The 18,120-nt window shown below is 70.9% G+C and carries 12 protein-coding genes; 6 read left to right on the top strand and 6 right to left on the bottom strand.

Annotated features, from left to right (window positions below):
• Positions 1-65: 65 nt before the first annotated feature.
• The 4 genes from BM076_RS03000 to BM076_RS02985 all read left to right on the top strand — a co-directional run bounded on the left by BM076_RS03000 (position 66) and on the right by BM076_RS02985 (position 4,869).
• Complete coding sequence (locus BM076_RS03000; RefSeq protein ID WP_245795740.1) at positions 66-1,853, top strand: ABC transporter ATP-binding protein; 1,788 nt, start codon at positions 66-68, stop codon at positions 1,851-1,853.
• A 75-nt stretch (positions 1,854-1,928) separates the two neighbouring features.
• Positions 1,929-2,999 carry a glycoside hydrolase family 43 protein gene (locus tag BM076_RS02995; RefSeq protein ID WP_093711774.1) on the top strand — a complete coding sequence of 357 codons (1,071 nt, stop codon included), beginning with the start codon at positions 1,929-1,931 and terminating at the stop codon, positions 2,997-2,999.
• 122 nt (positions 3,000-3,121) lie between these two features.
• Positions 3,122-3,799, top strand: a complete 678-nt coding sequence (locus tag BM076_RS02990; protein WP_093711773.1) for a hypothetical protein — start codon at positions 3,122-3,124, stop codon at positions 3,797-3,799.
• Positions 3,787-4,869, top strand: coding sequence for a hypothetical protein (locus BM076_RS02985; RefSeq protein WP_143120511.1), 1,083 nt, complete (start codon positions 3,787-3,789; stop codon positions 4,867-4,869). The genes BM076_RS02990 and BM076_RS02985 overlap by 13 nt, the downstream gene beginning before the upstream one ends.
• A gap of 36 nt (positions 4,870-4,905) precedes the next feature.
• Here BM076_RS02985 and BM076_RS02980 read toward each other — a convergent pair whose 3' ends face one another.
• The 6 genes from BM076_RS02980 to BM076_RS02950 all read right to left on the bottom strand — a co-directional run bounded on the left by BM076_RS02980 (position 4,906) and on the right by BM076_RS02950 (position 13,610).
• Complete coding sequence (locus BM076_RS02980) at positions 4,906-6,969, bottom strand: phosphocholine-specific phospholipase C (RefSeq protein ID WP_093711771.1); 2,064 nt, start codon at positions 6,967-6,969, stop codon at positions 4,906-4,908.
• A gap of 196 nt (positions 6,970-7,165) precedes the next feature.
• Positions 7,166-8,374, bottom strand: a complete 1,209-nt coding sequence (locus BM076_RS37220) for a LacI family DNA-binding transcriptional regulator (protein WP_245795684.1) — start codon at positions 8,372-8,374, stop codon at positions 7,166-7,168.
• Between the two features lie 49 nt (positions 8,375-8,423).
• Complete coding sequence (locus BM076_RS02965) at positions 8,424-10,115, bottom strand: glycoside hydrolase family 13 protein (RefSeq protein ID WP_407640610.1); 1,692 nt, start codon at positions 10,113-10,115, stop codon at positions 8,424-8,426.
• Between the two features lie 132 nt (positions 10,116-10,247).
• Entirely contained in the window at positions 10,248-11,174 is a 927-nt protein-coding gene (locus BM076_RS02960; protein WP_093711769.1) for a carbohydrate ABC transporter permease, read from the bottom strand.
• A gap of 3 nt (positions 11,175-11,177) precedes the next feature.
• Positions 11,178-12,137 carry a carbohydrate ABC transporter permease gene (locus BM076_RS02955; RefSeq protein WP_093711768.1) on the bottom strand — a complete coding sequence of 320 codons (960 nt, stop codon included), beginning with the start codon at positions 12,135-12,137 and terminating at the stop codon, positions 11,178-11,180.
• 102 nt (positions 12,138-12,239) lie between these two features.
• A complete protein-coding gene (locus BM076_RS02950; RefSeq protein ID WP_093711767.1) occupies positions 12,240-13,610 on the bottom strand; it encodes an ABC transporter substrate-binding protein in 1,371 nt (456 codons plus the stop codon).
• Between the two features lie 194 nt (positions 13,611-13,804).
• Between BM076_RS02950 and BM076_RS02945 the strand changes: the two genes are divergently transcribed.
• Both BM076_RS02945 and BM076_RS02940 read left to right on the top strand, forming a co-directional pair.
• Positions 13,805-14,800 carry a LacI family DNA-binding transcriptional regulator gene (locus tag BM076_RS02945; protein ID WP_093711766.1) on the top strand — a complete coding sequence of 332 codons (996 nt, stop codon included), beginning with the start codon at positions 13,805-13,807 and terminating at the stop codon, positions 14,798-14,800.
• 260 nt (positions 14,801-15,060) lie between these two features.
• On the top strand, positions 15,061-18,036 hold the full coding sequence (locus BM076_RS02940; RefSeq protein WP_245795683.1) for a carbohydrate-binding protein: 2,976 nt from the start codon (positions 15,061-15,063) through the stop codon (positions 18,034-18,036).
• Positions 18,037-18,120 lie beyond the last annotated feature (84 nt).

Here is an 18,120-nt window from a genome sequence, read left to right as displayed (position 1 = left end):
AAACGCAAGCGCCGCCGATCTCCCGCAAGCCGCACACCGACACCGAGCGTCCGGGCCGTGGTCCGGTGCTGCTCGCACTGCGCTACTACGCACGGGAGTTGGCCCGATTACGCCGGCTGACGCTGCCGGCGATGCTGCTGCCTGCGCTCGGCAGCACCGGCATCGGCTATGTGGCACCGCTGGCCGTCGCCAAACTCGTCGGGCGGATCTCCGACGACTCCTCCGCCGGCCGGACGGCCGTGACCGTCGGCGGCGCGCTGCCGTACATCCTGGTCTTCGCCGGGGTGCTGCTGCTGTCCGAGGCGCTGTGGCGGATCGGGCTGCACTGCCTCAACCGGGTGGACGCGCTCGGCATCGAGCACCTCTATGTGGTGGGCCTGGACGAGCTGTTCGCCAAGGACGCTGCCTTCTTCCACGACAATTTCGCCGGGTCGCTGACCAAACGCGTGCTGAGCTTCGCCTCCCGCTTCGAGGAGTTCATCGACACCCTGACCTTCTCGGTGATCGGCAGCCTCGTCCCGTTGGCGTTCGGCTCGGTGGTGCTGTGGCGGTACGAACCGCTGCTGGTCGTCGGCCTGTTGGCGATGATCGCGCTGACCGGCCTCGGCGTGGCCCCGCTGATCCGGCGCCGCCAGCGCCTCGTCGGCGAGCGGGAGGAGGCCATCGCCCGGGTGGCGGGGCACGTCGCGGACAGCCTGATGAACATCGACACCGTACGGGCCTTCGCCGCCGAGGACCGCGAAGCGGCCGAACACCGGTCCCGCGTCGCCGAGTCGCGGCGCCGGACGCTGCGCTCGTGGGACTACGGCAATCTGCGGATCGACACCTTGGTCGCGCCGATGTCGGTGCTCACCAACGGACTCGGCCTGCTGCTCGCGATCGCGCTCGGCGGCGGCCGGCACGGCGTGGAGGAGGTCGTGGTCGCCTTCACGTACTACTCGAACGCGACGCGGATCATGTTCGAGTTCAACCAGATCTACCGGCGGCTGGAGAGCTCGATGACGGAGGCCGCGCAGTTCACCGAACTGCTGCTGGAACCGCCGACCGTGCTCGATCCGGAACGGCCGGAACCCCTCGCGCAGCGCGGCTCCGGCGTCCGCTTCGACCGGGTCACCTTCACCCACGGCGGCGGCACGGAACCCCTCTTCCAGGGGCTCGACCTGGCGGTGCCCAGCGGCGCGAAGGTCGGTTTCGTCGGCCGGTCCGGCGGCGGCAAGACCACGCTGACCCGGCTGCTGCTGCGGATGACGGACGTGGACGCGGGCCGCATCACGATCGGCGGCCAGGACATCAGCCGGCTGCGGCAGGCCGATCTGCGCGCCCTGATCGCGTACGTGCCGCAGGACCCGGCGATGTTCCACCGCACGCTGCGCGAGAACATCGCCTTCGCCCGGCCGGACGCCACCCCCGCCGAGATCCGCAGGGCCGCCGAGGTCGCGCACGTCACCGAATTCGCCGACACGCTGCCCGACGGCTTCGACACGATGGTCGGCGAGCGGGGCGTCAAACTCTCCGGCGGGCAGCGGCAGCGGGTCGCGCTGGCCCGCGCGGTGCTGCGCGACGCGCCGGTCCTGCTGCTCGACGAGGCGACCAGCGCGCTGGACTCGGAGTCCGAAGTCCTGGTCCAGGAAGCGCTGTGGAGCCTGATGGCGGGCCGTACCGCGCTGGTCGTCGCGCACCGGCTGAGCACGGTGGCGACGATGGACCGGCTCGTCGTCCTGGACCGCGGCCGGGTCCTCGAACAGGGCAGCCACCAGGAGCTGTTGGCCGCCGACGGGGCCTACGCCAAGCTCTGGCAGCACCAGTCGGGCGGCTTCCTCGACGACACGACGGCACCGCCGACGCATTATTGACATGTCCATCACCGGGTCGGGATGCTGAACCGGCACCGCATTCCTGAACGTTCGCCGGACCAACGGGACGGGACCATGACGCCGCTGCGCCGACTCCGCACCACCCTGGCCGTCACCTTCTGCGCCGCGCTGGCCGCCGCCGCCTCGGTGCTCTGCCCCGTGACCGCCGACGCCTCCCAGACCACCGTGCACAATGCCGACCCCAGCGTCATCCGGGTCGGCGGCACGTACATCTCGGCGGAGTCCTCCGGCGGCGGCATCGCCGTACGGGAGGCGTCCTCCACCGCCGCGCTCGGCTCCGCGACCGCCCGCAAGGTCTGGTCGGACACGGCGGGGCGGGGGGAGGTGTGGGCGCCGGAGATCGTGGTCGACGGCGGCCGTTACTACATCTACTTCACGGCCGGTACCGGTGCGGCCCACCGTATGTATGTGATCAGTTCGGCCAGCGCCGACAGTGGTTACGGTGCCGCCGTCAAGCTGGCGCTGCCGGACGACAAGTGGGCCATCGACGGTAATCTCTTCACTTTCAACGGGCAGCGCTGGTTCGTGTGGTCCGGCTGGGCGGGTGACACCAATGTCGAGCAGAATCTCTATCTCGCCCGGATGAGCAGTCCCACCACGCCGACCGGTGCCCGCTTCATCATTTCCCAGCCGCGTGAGAGCTGGGAGCGTGTGGTCGGCAATCCGTACATCAACGAGGCGCCGGCCGCGATCAAGGATCCCAACGGGCAGCTGCACATCGTCTATTCGGCCAACGGCAGCTGGAGCGACCAGTACTGCATGGCCGATCTGCGGCTGCGGGCCGGCGGCGACCCCACGTACGTGTGGGACTGGTACAAGTCCAACGGCTGCCTGTTCGGCTCGCACGCCGCCACGATGATGTCCGGCTGGGACCCCACCCTCTACGTCAACGGCCCCGGCAGCCACAGCTTCGTCCTACTCAACGGCGACATCGCCACGAGCCCACCGGCCGGCCCCACCTTCCCGCTGATGTTCACCGCCGTCCCCAAGGGCACCGCCTACTCCTGGGCCAACCGCTACTGGTTCACCGGCTCCTTCTGCTGGTGGGGCAACACCACCTACACCCGCGCCAACGTCCCCGGCGCGACCAGCGACACCGGGTGGGGCCTGAAATTCTTCGAGTAGCCCGCCGCCCCGGTCCGCTACCGTGGACGCCGGAAAACACGGGGGTCATACGGACGGGCCGGCGCGCGCCGCCCGCCGACGCCCGACGGTGCCCACGTACGACCGATCGGGAGACTTCGACCATGCGAGCCCGCTCAGCACTGCCCGTCGCCGCCCTCGTGGCGACCGCCGCCCTGACGCTGTCCGCCTGCGGCGGCGGCTCGGGCGGTGACGGGGACAGCACGATCTCCCCGGTCGCGACGGCCACCACCTCCGCGGCGCCGACCGCGACCTCGGCGGCGCCGAGCGCGGCCGGGGCGCCGCTCACCGTCGACCCGGCGCTCGCGCTCCCCGCCGACCTCAGGCTCGACTTCGACTGGACGCTGCCCGCGGACGCCGCGCAGGCCGGGGTGCTGACCGCGTCGGCCGACTTCATGCAGTCGATGGTGCACGGCGTGGTCAGGCAGAACGTCAAGGACGCCACGCTCAACACCTACGCGCAGGGTGCCGCGTACACCTACGCCAAGCAGTACGTGCAGCTGCACATCGACGCGAAGAAGACCCTCACCGGAACCGACCACTTCTACCGGCCGGTCGTCAAACTCCTCGCCAAGAACTCGGCGGCGCAGGTGACCTTCTGCGAGGACCAGTCGAAGCTGTACAGCAAGGAGGTCGCCACCGGGAAGGCGCATGTCACCGGGGCCGACGACCGCAACTACGTCTCGTACCAACTGGTTCTCAGCCTGTTCAGGCCCGGCACGCAGCTGTGGCGGGCGCAGGCGATCACCGTGAAGGAGAGGGCGCTGGAATGCAAGCAGTGACCGGGGGAAGAACACTGCGCGGGGCACTGCCCCTCGCCGTGCTCGTCGTGCTGCTCACGGCGGGCACCGGCTACGCCTTCGACGACACGGGGAAGCCGAAGGCCGACGGCGACGGCAAGGGGTCAACCGACCCCGGCGGCAATCTGAGCGCCGCCGCCCAGGGCTACCGGATCACCTACCCGACCGGCGCGCCCAAGGGCGGCGGCAAGCCGCTGGTCTCGGTCGACGCCAACTGGACGCCGCCGCCGTGCTGGTTCGGGCCGAAGTACACCCCGGAACAGTTCAAGGCCGAGTACACGAAGAATTTCAACGACGAACTGCCGCAGGTGCACGGGTCGTTCCGCACCGCCATGGGCCAGGACCTCGACCATTACCAGAACGGCCTGGACTACCCCGGCGACAAGGGCTACAAGGACTTCAACACCGCCGAGGCCGGCAAGGGCATGTGGTGGGTGGTGACCGAGAATCCGGACGCCGATCCGATGGCGCAGATGTCCTGCAACAACAACAGGCCCACCTGGGTGCCCAACGGCCAACTGCCGCCGCCGACCGCCGACCACGTGATCACCGCGGAGATGCTCTCCAAGCTGGCCTTCGCCCACACCCGTGTGCCCGGTGTGCAGGTCGTCACCAATCCGGCGGGGCGGCAGACCGTCAACATCCCCACCTGGGTGACGCTCAGGGAGGCGTACACCCCGGTGAAGGTGCGCGCCTCCGTCGACCTCGGCGGCGGCCGGGAGATCTGGGCCGAGACCACGGCGGAGCCGTCCGGCGTCCACATCGACGCCGGCACCCGCGACGCCACCCTCTTCCCGTCGTCGGGCGACTGCGCGATCGCCCCCGACGGCACGGTCGGCGCCGCCTACAACGGCGACCCCAAAGCGGACCCGCCGTGCGGTGTCACCTACCGCCGCTCCACCCAGAACATCCCGCCCTTCCCCTTCGACGCCTCCGTCACCTGGAAGATCTCCTGGACCGGCTCGGACGGCGGCCCCCACCAGCTGCCCAACGGCCAGGTCGACGACCCCCGCCCGGTGACGGTGCAGGAAGTGCAGACGATCAACAACTGACCGCCCGCCCGCCCGACCGACCGCACCGATGGACCGTCAGTTTGTCGCCGTCGCCGGGTCGTTGGTGCTCGCCGCGCCGTTCTCCACATGCGCGGCCAGGCGGCGGACGTAACTGGCGTCGGTGGGGGAGGTGACCGTGATGTCGTACCAGTGGTTGCCCGCCGGGACACCCCAGGCGGGCACGGTACGGGACGCGCCCGGCTGCACCGTGTAGGTGTAGTGGTCGTTCGGGGCGTACGCGTCGGTGGCCGTGAAGGTGAAGGCGGCCGAGGTCGGGTTGGTGAAGGTGAGGGTGACCTGGGCCGTCGCGGGGGTGTGGCGGGCGACGACCTCCGGGCCGACCGTGCCCGCGGTGCCGGCCATGCGGCGCAGGAAGCCGTTGGGGCCGTGGACCGAGAAGTCGTAGCGGGAGGCGGCGGCGGGCATCGCCCAGGTGTCGGCGAGGGATTTGCCGGCCTCGACGGTGTACGGCCAGGGGCCGTCCGAGCGGTGCGTGGCGGTGACGAGGAAGGCGGCGCCCGCCGTGCCGAAGCTGCTGAAGGTGAACCGCATCCGGCCGTTGACCGGTGCGGTGTCGACGGCGAGGTCGTACGGCAGCGGCCGGGCGCCGCGCAGGCCGCGCTCCTGCTTGGGGAGGGAGCCGGTCGCGGGCGGGGACGGGACGTAGCTGCCCGGGTTGGTGTGGTTCGGCGGCTGGTACGCGCCCGTGCCCGGCAGCGACGGCGCGCTCGCGTCGGAGCGGGTGAAGTCGAAGGCCGAGGTCAGGTCGCCGCAGACGGCCCGCCGCCAGGGCGTCACATTCGGGTCGTGCACACCGAACCGCTTCTCGATGAACTGCACGATCGAGGTGTGGTCGAAGGTCTGCGAGCAGACCCAGCCGCCGGTGGACCAGGGCGAGAGCACCAGCATCGGCACCCGCGGCCCGAGCCCGTAAGGACCGGCCGCGTAGCCGGACACATTGCCGGTGTAGAGGTCGCGGGTGACGTCGGCGGTGGACAGGCCGCGCGCGGCCGAGGCCGGCGGGAAGGGCGGCACGACATGGTCGAAGAAGCCGTCGTTCTCGTCGTAGGTGAGGAACAGCGCGGTGCGGCTCCACACGTCGGGGTCCGCGGTGAGCGCGTCCAGCACCTGCGAGACGTACCAAGCACCGTAATTGGCGGGCCAGTTCGGGTGCTCGCAGAAGGCCTCGGGCGCCGCGATCCAGGACACCTGCGGCAGCCTGCCGCCCAGCACGTCGGAGCGGAGCCGGTCGAAGTAGCCTTCGCCGCCATGGGCGTTGGTGCCGGTGCGGGCCCGGTCGTACAGCGGATTACCGGCCGTCGCGTTCTGGTACTGCTTGAAGTACAGCAGCGAATTGTCGCCGTAGTTGCCGATGAAGGGGTCGCTGGTCCAGCCCCAGGAACCGGCGGAGTCCAGGCCGATGCCGACGTCCTGGTAGACCTTCCAGGACACGCCCGCCTGCTGGAGGATCTCCGGCAGCGTCGTCCAGCCGTAGCCGGCCTCCTCGTTGCCGAGCACGGGCCCGCCGCCCTTGCCGTCGTTGCCCGACCAACCGGTGTACATGTAGTAGCGGTTGGGGTCGGTGGAGGACAGCATCGAGCAGTGGTAGGCGTCGCAGATCGTGAAGGCGTCGGCGAGCGCGTAGTGGTACGGGATGTCCTGCCGGGTCAGATACGCCATCGAGGTCGTCGTCTTCGCCGGGATCCAGCGGTCGTAGTTGCCGCCGTCGAAGGCCGCGTGCGTACCGGACCAGCTGTGGTCGAGGTCCTGGATGAACTGGAGTCCCAGATTGTCGGCGGCCGGCCGGAAGGGCAGCGTCTCGTGGCCGCTCGAATCCGCCTGGTGGAAGACGGACTTGCCGCTGGGCAGCGCCGCCGGGCGCGGGTCGCCGAAGCCGCGCACCCCGCGCAGGGTGCCGAAGTAGTGGTCGAAGGAGCGGTTCTCCTGCATCAGGACGACGATGTGCTCGACGTCCTTGAGGGTGCCGGTCCCGGCGGCGGCCGGGATCGCGGCGGCCTTGGCGATGCCGCCGGTGAGCACGGACGCGGCGGCGCCGGCTCCGGCGAGCTGAAGGAACCTGCGGCGGTCGACGTTGGGCACGGCGGCTTCTCCTGACGGTCCGGTGGGGGGTGCGGCCCGTGCAGCGGACACGTCTGCGCGATGATGCGCGCCGGGAAGGCTTCAGCGACATGCCCGATCACGTATGACGTTGTCATGATGCTGACGGGGCACGCGGGGTGTCAATGGCGCCCGCACGTACCGCCGTCGGACCGTCGGGGCCGCCCCCGGACGCCGGTCAGTCCGTGCCCACCGCCCGCAGACCCGGCTGCGCGTGCCGCCCGCCCTGGTGCGCGGGCGCGGTCGAGTGCCGCACCACCAGCTCCGGCTCGTGCAGCAGCTCCTTCGGGGTGGGATTGGTGCCGTTGATCTGGTTGGCGAGCAGCGTGACGGCCGCCCGGGACATCGCTTCGATGGGCTGGCGGAGCGTGGTGAGCGGCGGGTCGGTGTAGTTCATGAACGCGGAGTCGTCGTAGCCGACCACGGACAGGTCGGCGGGGACGGACAGGCCCTGGCGCCGGGCGGCACGGATGGCGCCGAGGGCGAGGATGTCGCTGCCGCAGATCAGGGCGGTGATGCCGGTCGCGAGCAGTTCGGTGGCGACGGCCTGGCCGCCCTCGAAGGAGAACAGGGCGTGCCCGACCGGGTGGTTGCCGCCGGAGGTACGGGCGGCGAGCGCGGTGAAGGCGGCGGCCTTGCGCCGCGAGGGGGTGTGGTCGGCGGGGCCGACCATCAGGCCGATCCGGGTGTGGCCGAGCGAGGCGAGATGCGCGTACGCCTGCTGCACGGCGGCCACGTCGTCCGTGGACACCTGCGGGAAGCCGATCGTACGGACGGCCTTGCGGTCGAGCCGGTCGTGCCTGTCGTGTCTGTCCTGCCGGCCGTGATCCCTCTCGTACGCCCGCTCGGCGGGCCGCTGCCCGCCGCGCTCCAGCAGCGACGGCGGCCGGTCCGCGCTCCGCGCCGGCGCCCGGTCCGGCTGGCGCTGCTCCGCCTGGATCGCGGCGTAGTCGACGGCCGCGTTCAGCAGCACCACCGGCACACCGCGCTGGAGCAGCGCCCCGTACTCGTCGGCGCTCAGCCCGCCGCAGAAGATGACGCCGGAGACCTGCTGGTCCAGCAGCATCGTCACGTACTCCGCCTCGGTGAGGCCGCCGGCGGTGCGCGTGCACAGCACGGGTGTGAAGCCGAGCTGCACGAGCGCGCCGCCGGCCACCTCGGCGAGCGCGGGGAAGATCGGATTCTGGAGTTCGGGCAGCACCAGGCCGACCAATCGGGCCCGGACGCCCCGCAGTTGGGTGGGGCGTTCGTAGCCGAGGACGTCGAGGGCCGTGAGCACGGCCTGCCGGGTGCCGTCGGAGACACCGGGCTTGCCGTTGAGCACCCGGCTCACCGTCGCCTCGCTGACCCCGACCCGCTTGGCGACTTCCGCCAGTCTCCGCGTCATGACGCTGCCTTCTCTTCCATAGCCGTGAGGGATGTACGGTGCCCGCGACTCAGCGCGTGCGCAGCCATACGGTCGTGTCGTCGGGCACCCGGCCCGCCGCCGGGTCGAAGCCGGGGTCGCTGGCGAGCACGACCTCCGCGCCGGCCGGCAGCGGCACCGCCGTACCGGAGAGGTTCGCCAGGCACGCGAAGCCGTCGCCGCGCGCGAAGGCCAGGACACCGGCCGGGTGGCCGTCCAGCCAGCCGAACGCGTCGCCGCGCAGGCCCGGTTCTGCGCGGCGCAGCCCGAGCGCGGTGCGGTAGAAGGTGAGCATCGAGCCGGGCACCCCGTCCTGCGCCTGCGCGGTGTACGCGGCCCAGGCGGCAGGCTGCGGCAGCCACGGCTCGGCCGCGGCGCCCTCGGGGCTGAAGCCGAACGGCGGGCGCGAGCCCGACCAGGGCAGCGGGACGCGGCAGCCGTCGCGGCCGATGTCCAGGCCGCCGGTGCGGTGGAATATCGGGTCCTGGCGCAGCGCGTCCGGGATGTCCTCGACCTCCCACAGGCCCAGCTCCTCGCCCTGGTAGAGGTAGCAGCCGCCGGGCAGCGCGAGGTCGAGCAGCAGCGCGGCGCGCGCCCTGCGGGTGCCGAGCGCCAGGTCGGTGGGCACCTGGTGCTGGCGCAGCGCGAGCCCGAAGGAGGTGTCGGCGCGGCCGTAGCGGGTGACGTGCCGGGTCACGTCGTGGTTGGACAGCACCCAGCTGGCGGGCGCGCCGACCGAGGCGTGCGCGGCGAGCGTCGCGTCGATGACGCGGCGCAGATCGGCCGCGTCCCAGGGGCAGTTGAGGTAGTCGAAGTTGAAGGCGCTGTGCATCTCGTCGGGCCGCAGATAGTGCGCGAAGCGCACCGGGTCGGCCAGCCACACCTCGCCGATCAGCGCGCGCGGCCGCTCGTAGCCCTCGGCCAGCGCCCGCCAGGCGCGGTAGATGCCGTGCACGTCGTCACGGTCGATGTACGGGTGCGGCACCGGCGGCGCGGCCGGGTCGAAGTCGGGCAGCTCCGGGTCCTTGGCGGGCATCGTCGCGGAGTCGATCCGCACCCCGTCGGCGCCGCGGTCGAACCAGAAGCGCAGCACGCTCTCGTGCTCCTCGCGGACCTTGCTGTTGTTCCAGTTGAGGTCGGGCTGCTCGGGTGCGAACAGGTGCAGGTACCACTCGCCGGGGGTGCCGTCGGGGTTGGCGGTCCTGGTCCAGGCGGGGCCGCCGAAGACCGACTGCCAGTCGTTGGGCGGCAGTTCGCCGTCCTCGCCGCGGCCGGGCCGGAACCAGAACAGGCCGCGGGCCTCGGCGCCGGGACCGGCCGCGACGGCCTCCTGGAACCAGGCGTGCCGGTCCGAGACGTGGTTGGGCACCACGTCCACGATGATCTTCAGGCCGAGCGCGTGCGCCTCGGCGATCAGCGCCTCGGCCTGCTCCAGGGTGCCGAAGGCGGGGTCGATCCGCCGGTAGTCGGCGACGTCGTAGCCCGCGTCGGCCTGCGGCGAGGCGTACCAGGGGCTGAACCACAGCGCGTCCACGCCGAGTTCGGCCAGATACGGCAGACGGTCGCGGACACCGGTCAGGTCGCCGATGCCGTCGCCGTCGCCGTCGGCGAAGGAACGCGGGTAGACCTGGTAGATGACGGCGTCGCGCCACCACCGGTCGGCGGACGGGACGGCTTCGGTCCGGTAGGTCTCGGCGGTCTCGGCGGACGGCTGAACGGCCACGGGGGCGGGCTCCTTTGAGCGAGGGGGTGCGGGAATATCCGGATGAAGCGGATGAAGCGGGCGGGAGTAGGGCAGGGGGTGCCGTGACCGCGGCGCACCGGGGAGAGCGGGCCGCGGCTCACCGCACCGGTCTCACCCCTTGAGTGCTCCCGCCGACAGACCGCCGAGGATGTGCCGTTGGAAGAAGAGGAAGAGCACGATCATCGGCACCGCCGCGATCGACAGACCGGCGATCATCTCGGTCGGCGGCACCTGGGTGGTGGACGTCGACAGCCGGTGCAGCGCGACCGACAGCGTCTGCTTGTCCGGGTCCTGGAGCACCAGCAGCGGCCAGAGGAAGTCCTTCCACATCCCGACCACCGCGAAGATCGAGATCACCGCGAGCACCGGCCGCGACAGCGGCAGCACCACCCGCAGCAGCGTCTGGAGCCGGGAGGCCCCGTCGATCGCGGCGGCGTCGAGGAGTTCACCGGGGATCTGGTCGAAGAAGCGGCGCAGCACATAGATGTTGAAGGCGTTGGCGGCGCCCGGCAGCCACAGCGCCCAGGGCGTGTTGAGCAGATTGAGGTGGACCAGCGGCAGGTCGGAGACGGTCAGATAGGCGGGCACCAGCAGCGCGGCGGCCGGCAGCATCAGGCTGGCGAGCATCCCGGCGAAGATCGCCTTGCCGAAGGCGGGCCGCAGCTTGGACAGCGCGTAGGCCGCGCACACGTCCACCGAGATCTGGATCAGCCAGCCGCCGGCCGCGTACCAGACGGTGTTGAGGAAGAAGTGCGCGATGTCCATCTGGCTCCACGCGTCCTTGTACGCGGTCAGGTGGACGGACTTCGGCAGCAGCGTCGGGGTCTGGGCGGCGAATTCGCGCGGCGTCTCCAGGGCCGAACTCGCCATCCAGTACAGGGGGAAGAGGAAGGCGGCGGTGAACAGCACGACGGTGACGGTCAGCACCGTGAAGTAGACGGCGCGGTAGCGCGGCCTGGCCAGCTCCTGGTCGGAGATCAGGCTGCGGGTCGCGGTGGAGGTCGCGGCCGGGGCGGACGCGGAGGAAGGTGCGGTCATGGCTCAGTCCTGTTCCCGTGTCAGCCGCAGGTACAGCGCGGCGAAGACGCCGAGCACGACGAAGAGCAGCACGCTCATCGACGCGGCGAGCCCGAAGTCGTTGTTGACGGCGAAGGCGTAGCGGTAGATCAGCGTCATCACGGTGATGGTCGACGGATCGGTGAAGCCGGTGAGCTGGAAGGGCTCGATGAAGACCTGCATCGTGGCGATGATCTGGAGCAGCAGCAGGACGAGCATGATGAACCGCATCTGAGGCAGCGTCACATACCGCAGCCGCGCCCAGATCCCGGCGCCGTCCAGCTCGGCGGCCTCGAACAGCTCGCCGGGGATGGACTGGAGCGCGGCCAGGTACATCAGGGTCGCGCCGCCCATGTTGGCCCAGGTGGAGACCAGCACCAGCGAGATCATCGCGGTGTGCGGCGACTGGATCCACTGCGAGGTGGGCAGGTGCGCGCCGCGCAGCGCGGTGTTGAACAGGCCGTCGCCCGGGTCGTAGAAGAACTGCCAGAGCATCACGCTGACGATCGGCGGCAGCATCACCGGCAGGTAGACCGCGATCCGGAAGAAGCCCTTGAAGTGCCGCAGTTCGTTGAGCAGCACCGCGATCACGAACGGCACCGCGTAGCCGAGGACGAGCGCGAGGCCGGTGAATTCGGCGGTGTTCTTCCAGGCCGTCCAGAACAGCGGATCGGCGAACAGATGGCGGTAGTTGGTCAGTCCGACCCACTGCGGATCGTTGATGAGGTTGTCCTGCTGGAAGCTCAGGATCACGCCCCGCACCAGCGGGTACCACGAGAACACCGCGAAGCAGAGGATGCCGGCCGCCATGAAGGCGTACGCCAGGGCGTTGTCGGCGATCCGCCGGCGCAGCCGGGCCCGCCGCGCGTCAGCGGTCCCGGTACGGCCGCCGCGGGGCGGGGCGGCCGGGGAGCCGGGGCGGTGGGGGGCCAGGGAGGTGGCCATGGGGGTTCTCCTTCGTCGGCGCCCGCGGGCCGCGCCGGTCGTCAGGGCTCGGCGGGCCCGCGGGCATCCAGGGGTCGGGTTCCGGTCTCGCGGCCTTCGGGCTTACTGGGCCGCGAGCAGGGAGTCGACCTGCTTGGAGGCGTTCGACAGCAGGGAGCCGGCGTCGGCGTTCTTGTCGGTGAGCACCTTGGCCATCACGGTGTCGAGCACCGCGTAGATCTGCTGGGCCTTCGGCGGCTCCAGCACCAGCGGGATACCGGCGATGGTCTTCTGGAACGGCGCGTAGTTGGCGACCGGCACATTGGCGTACTTGGTGTCGGCGGCGGTCTTGGCCTGCGCGGCGGCGCCGGTCCAGATGTTCGGCTCCGGCAGGCCGACCGGCTGCTTGGCCTGGGCGGCGCGCTGCGCGCCCAGCTCGATCCGGTCCGGGTTCTCGTACTTGAAGGTGATCCAGGCCATCGCGGCCTTGATCTGCTCCGGGGTGTCCTTCGGGTTGAACATGAAGCCGCCGCCGCCGGCCAGCGTGCCCTTGCCGCCGGGGATCGGGCCGAGCCCGTAGTCCTTGGGGTCGCCCTTGTACTGGGCGGCGATGGTCGGGATGTTGTCGGAGGTGGCGAGGTACATGCCGAGCTTGCCGGCGCCCATCATCTGGAGGAGGTCGGCCCACTCCAGCAGCTGGCGCTGGCCCATGGAGCCGTCGGTCCACCGCATGTCGTGCAGCTGCTGGAGGACGGCGCGGCCCGTGGCGTTGTCGAAGTCGGCCTTCCAGGTGCCGTCCGACTGCTGCTTGGCGACGTCGCCGCCGCGCGAGTACATCTCGGCGGTGAAGTGCCAGCCGCCGGTGTTGGACTTGCTGTAGTCGCCGTAGCCGACGTAGCCCTTGCCGAGCGCGGCGATCTTCTTGGCGTCGGCGCGGACCTCGTCCCAGGTCGTCGGCGGCCGGTCCGGGTCGAGCCCGGCCTGCTTGAACAGGGCGCGGTTGTAGACCAGGCCCATCGAGTAGTTGCCCTCGGGCAGCCCGTAGGTGTGGCCCTTGTCGTCCTGGAAGACCTTGCGCAGCTCCGGCTTGACCTGGTTCACGGCCGGGAACTTCGACAGGTACGGGGTGATGTCGGCGGCCTGGTGCTTGGCGATCAGGCCGGCCGGGTCGGTGTAGTAGACGTAGAAGGCGTTCTCCAGCTGGCCGCCGGCCAGCTTGGTGGAGAAGGTCTGCGGGTCCATCTGGCCCTCGTGCGGCGTGACCTTGATCTTCGGGTTGAGCTTCTCGAAGGCCGCCACGTCGTCCAGGAAGATCTTCCGGTTGACCGGGTCGGTCTTGGCGGGCATGTCGTTCACCGTGATGGTGACGGTGCCGTCGGCGGATTTCGACGAGCCGGAGGAGCCGCCGCAGCCGCTCACTACGAGGGTCAGCCCCGCCGCCGCGGTGACGGCGAGGGCGATGCGGGCTCTGCTGCCCGCCGGGAAACCGGTCATGAGTCGTCCCTGGTCATGAGGGTGTGGGAGGGGGCGGCCGTCCCCCGAGGTGACGCACAAGTTACGTCCACCGCATCAGGCACGCAATACGAAAGCACGCTTACGCAAAAAGCTCACCGCTGTGCTGCGGGGTAGCGCAAGAGACGCAAGACCGGCGCATAAAATCAACAGCCGACCGCGGATATAGTGCGCTCATGGTACGCAAACTCGTACAGGTGGCCCAGAAAGTCGGGGTCAGCGAGGCGACGGTGAGCCGGGTGCTCAACGGCAAGCCCGGTGTCTCCGACAGCACCCGCCAGGCGGTGCTCACCGCCCTCGACGTCCTCGGCTACGAACGCCCCACCCACCTCAAGGGCGTCCGGGCCCGGCTCGTCGGCGTCGTCCTGCCCGAACTCCAGAACCCGATCTTCCCGGCGCTCGCCGAGGTCGCGGGCGGCGCGCTGGTCCAGCTCGGCTTCACCCCCGTGCTGTGCACCCGGTCGGCGGGCGGCCTCACCGAGGCGGAGTACGTGACGATGCTGCTGGACCAGCAGGTGTCCGGCGTCATCTTCTGCGGCGGCCTCAGCGCGGAGGAGAGCGCGTCCCTCAAGGAGCGCGGGATGCCCGTGGTGCTGCTCAACGCGGCCATCGACCACACCGGCTTCCCGCAGGTGTCCACGGACGACGCGGCGGCGGTGCAGCAGGCGTACGCGCACCTGTCCTCGCTCGGGCACACCCGGATCGGCCTGATGGTCGGCCCCGCCGACCACACCCCCTCCCGGCGCAAGGCCGCCGCCTTCGCCAAGCTCGCCGAACGCGGCAGCGCGGGGAAGGGCGGCCATCCGGTCGGGCACGCCCTGTTCTCCTTCGAGGGCGGCCAGGCGGTGGCCGGCGAACTCCTGGAGACCGGCATCACCGCCCTGATCTGCGGCAGCGACATCCTCGCCCTCGGCGCCGTCCGCGCCGCCCGCAGGCAAGGGCTGTCCGTCCCGGAGGACTTCTCCGTCGTCGGCTACGACGACTCCGCCTTCATGAACTACACCGACCCGCCGCTCACCACGCTCCGCCAGCCCATCGAGTCGATGTCGCGGGCCGCGGTCACCCTGCTCGCCAACCAGATCAGCGGCACCAATCCCACGCCCAAGGAGCTGCTGCACGAGCCGGAATTGGTGGTGCGGCTGTCCACGGCGCCCGCACCCGCCGGAAAGTAGCCGGGCGGCCGCCCGTCCCGCCCGCGGAATTCCGAGCAAGAAACCGACGGAAAAGCTTCACCGCATTCACCGGCCGCCGCCGCGTATTCCCGCCCGGGACACCATCGGCGCAGGTCACCGCACTTGTCGGGGACAGCGGCGCGATTCCGCGCCCGGCCGCCGCCCTTTCGCGGAATCGCCCCGATCCATTGCACAGGGGTTAACCCGGGGCTACGGTGCCGCTCACTCAAGCACCCCCACTTCTGCTGCGGAGCCCACCCATGCCCGAAACCTCCCGGGGCACACGTCTGCCCAGATCGGCGCCCGCCGCGCTGGTCGCGCTGCTCGCCCTGCTGGCCGCCCTCGTCAGCTGGACCGCGCTGCGCGCCTCCGCGGCCGGCGCCGGCACCGTCTACGAAGCCGAGTCCGCCGCCCTGTCCGGCGGCGCGGCGACCGCCACCGACCACACCGGCTACAGCGGCGGCGGTTTCGTCGGCGGCTACACCGACGGCAACAAAGGCGGCGCCGCCACCACCTTCTCGGTGACCGCCGCCAACGCCGGCGGCTATGTCTCCACCCTGCGCTACGCCAACGGCACCACCGCCCCGCAGACCCTGTCGGTCTACGTCAACGGCGGCAAGGTCGGGCAGCTCTCACTGCCCGCGACCGCCGACTGGAACACCTGGGGCACCGTCGCCACCTCCCTGACCCTGGCGTCGGGCCACGACACCGTCGCGTACCGCTTCGACAGCTCCGACAGCGGCAACGTCAACCTCGACAACATCACCCTGGCCGGCGCCCCGGCCCCGGCCGACGGCCAGTACGAGGCGGAGTCCGCGGCCCTGTCCGGCGGCGCCGTCGTCGCCACCGACCACACCGGGTACACCGGCGGCGGTTTCGTCGGCGGCTACACCGACGGCAACAAGGGCAGCGCCGCCACCACCTTCACCGTGTCCGCCGCGAGCGCCGGCAGCGCGCCCGTCGCCCTGCGCTACGCCAACGGCACCGGCACGGCCCGCACCCTGTCCGTCTACGTCAACGGCGCCAAGGCCGTCCAGACCTCGCTGCCCGCGACCGCCACGTGGGACACCTGGGGCACCGCCACCGAGAACCTCACCCTGAAGTCCGGCGCCAACACCATCGCGTACCGCTTCGACAGCACCGACAACGGCAACGCCAACCTCGACAGCATCACCGTCGGCAGCGTCACCACGACCCCGCCGACGACCCCGCCGACCACGCCGCCCACCACCCCGCCGGACAACGGCGACGGCCAGACGTACGACGCGGCGACCGCCTTCGCGACCGGCGGCCCCACCGTCGCCACCTCCCTCTCCGGCTACGCGGGCGCCGGTTACCTCACCGGCTTCACCGCGCAGGGCGCCCAGACGCAGATCGACACCTTCCTGCCGTCGGCCGGCAGCCACGCCGTCTCCGTCGCGTACGCCAACTCCTCCGGCTCCGCGCAGACCCTCTCGCTCTACCTCAACGGCATCAAGAACTCGCAGCTGAGCCTGCCCGCGGGCAACGGCTGGCTGACGGTGTCCAAGACCGTCGCGCTGCGCTCCGGCCTCAATCTGATCGGCCTCCAGCACGACTCCGGCGACACCGGCAATGTCGCGATCGACGGCGTCACCGTCGACGGCGGCACCGCGCTCGCCACCCAGGGCGCGACCCTGCCGTACACCGAATACCGCGCCGCCGACGCGTCCACCAACGGCAGTGTGCTGCCGGTCAGCCGCGCCTACCCGTCGCTGAGCGCCGAGGCCACCGGGCGCAGCGCCGTCCAGCTCACCGGCACCGGCAAGTACGTGCAGATCACCCTCACCAAGCCGGCCAATTCGGTGGTCGTGCGCTACTCCATCCCCGACACCGGCGACGGCTCGCCGACCACCGCCCCGCTCGCGCTGTACGCCGGCGGCAGCAAGGTCACCGACCTCACCCTCACCAACAAGTACGCGTGGCTGTACGGCGCCGGCTACTACGACACCAACAACCCCGGTGACGGCACCGGCCACCACTTCTACGACGACGTCCGCTACAAGAGTCCGACCACCTGGCAGGCCGGCACGGTCCTGAAGTTCCAGAAGGACAGCACCGCGGGCGGCACCTTCACGATCGACACCGTCGACACCGAACTCGTCGACGCGGCCTACGCGATGCCCGCCGGTTACGTCTCGGCGGCCACGTACGGCGTCAACCCCGGTGGCGGCGACGTCACATCGGCCCTGAACAGCGCGCTCAGCCAGCTGTCCGGCACCGGCCAGGGCCTGTGGCTGCCGGCCGGCACGTACAGCATCTCCGGCCGCGTCAGCCTCGCCAATGTGTCGCTGCGCGGCGCCGGGCCCTGGTACACCACGATCCAGTCCACCGCCGAGAACGGCGCCGGCGGCCTCTACACCACGGGCGGCCGCAACCAGATCGCCGACCTGTCGGTCTTCGGCGACCACACCTTCCGCAACAACGACCAGGGCGCGCCCGCCATCGAAGGCGCCTTCACCTCCGGCTCGCTCGTCCTCAACGTGTGGATGGAGCACGCCAAGGTCGGCCTGTGGGCGGTGCCCGGCGTCGGCCTCGACGTCGCCGGGGTACGCGCCCGCGACATCTACGCCGACGGCATCCACCTGCACGGCAACTCCTCCGGCAGCCGCGTCGAGCAGTCCAACGTCCGCAACACCGGCGACGACAACATCGCCCTGGACACCGAGGACGGCAACGTCACGCACTGCACCGTCTCGCACAACACCGCGCAGTCCCCGATCCAGGCGGGCGGCATCGGCGTCTACGGCGGCGGTGACAACGTCGTGGAGAACAACGCGGTCAGCGACACCGTCGCCTTCGGCTCCGGCATCAACGTCAGCACCGCCTTCGGCTCCAACTTCACCGGCCCGACCACGATCCGCGACAATCTGCTGACCCGCGCCGGGTCGCACAACTGGAACTGGAACTCCGACATCGGCGCCCTGTGGATCTTCGCCGACGCCAAGGGCGACATCACCCAGCCGGTCAATGTCACCGGCAACACCATCAAGGACAGCTCCTACCAGGCGGTGCTGCTCAGCTACGCCCACCAGATCAGCAATCTGACCCTCGACCACGACACCATCAGCGGCGCCGGCACCTTCGGCTTCGACATCAACAACGTCACCGGCAGCATGACGGTCAGCAACACCTCCGTCAGCGGCACCTCCTCGGCCGCCCTCAACAACCCCGGCGGCTACACGATCAACCGGGGCGCGGGGAACTCCGGCTTCTGAGCGGCCTTCCCGCGCACACACGAACCCCCGGCCGCGCGCCTCGCGCACGGCCGGGGGTTCCGGTCTTCCCGCGGGTGCCGGCTC

It is taken from the genome of Actinacidiphila alni (assembly GCF_900112845.1).
GTDB lineage: Bacteria > Actinomycetota > Actinomycetes > Streptomycetales > Streptomycetaceae > Actinacidiphila > Actinacidiphila alni.
Note: the sequence above shows the minus strand (reverse complement) of the source record. Positions and strands in the feature narration are given on the sequence as shown.

Bases quoted from the DNA above. Each gene is read 5' to 3' on its own strand.
- BM076_RS02995 (WP_093711774.1), top strand. From the start codon at position 1,929: ATGACGCCGCTGCGCCGACTCCGCACCACCCTGGCCGTCACCTTCTGC.
- BM076_RS02990 (WP_093711773.1), top strand. From the start codon at position 3,122: ATGCGAGCCCGCTCAGCACTGCCCGTCGCCGCCCTCGTGGCGACCGCC.
- BM076_RS02985 (WP_143120511.1), top strand. From the start codon at position 3,787: ATGCAAGCAGTGACCGGGGGAAGAACACTGCGCGGGGCACTGCCCCTC.
- BM076_RS37220 (WP_245795684.1), bottom strand. From the start codon at position 8,374: ATGACGCGGAGACTGGCGGAAGTCGCCAAGCGGGTCGGGGTCAGCGAG.
- BM076_RS02960 (WP_093711769.1), bottom strand. From the start codon at position 11,174: ATGACCGCACCTTCCTCCGCGTCCGCCCCGGCCGCGACCTCCACCGCG.
- BM076_RS02955 (WP_093711768.1), bottom strand. From the start codon at position 12,137: ATGGCCACCTCCCTGGCCCCCCACCGCCCCGGCTCCCCGGCCGCCCCG.
- BM076_RS02950 (WP_093711767.1), bottom strand. From the start codon at position 13,610: ATGACCGGTTTCCCGGCGGGCAGCAGAGCCCGCATCGCCCTCGCCGTC.
- BM076_RS02945 (WP_093711766.1), top strand. From the start codon at position 13,805: ATGGTACGCAAACTCGTACAGGTGGCCCAGAAAGTCGGGGTCAGCGAG.
- BM076_RS02940 (WP_245795683.1), top strand. From the start codon at position 15,061: ATGCCCGAAACCTCCCGGGGCACACGTCTGCCCAGATCGGCGCCCGCC.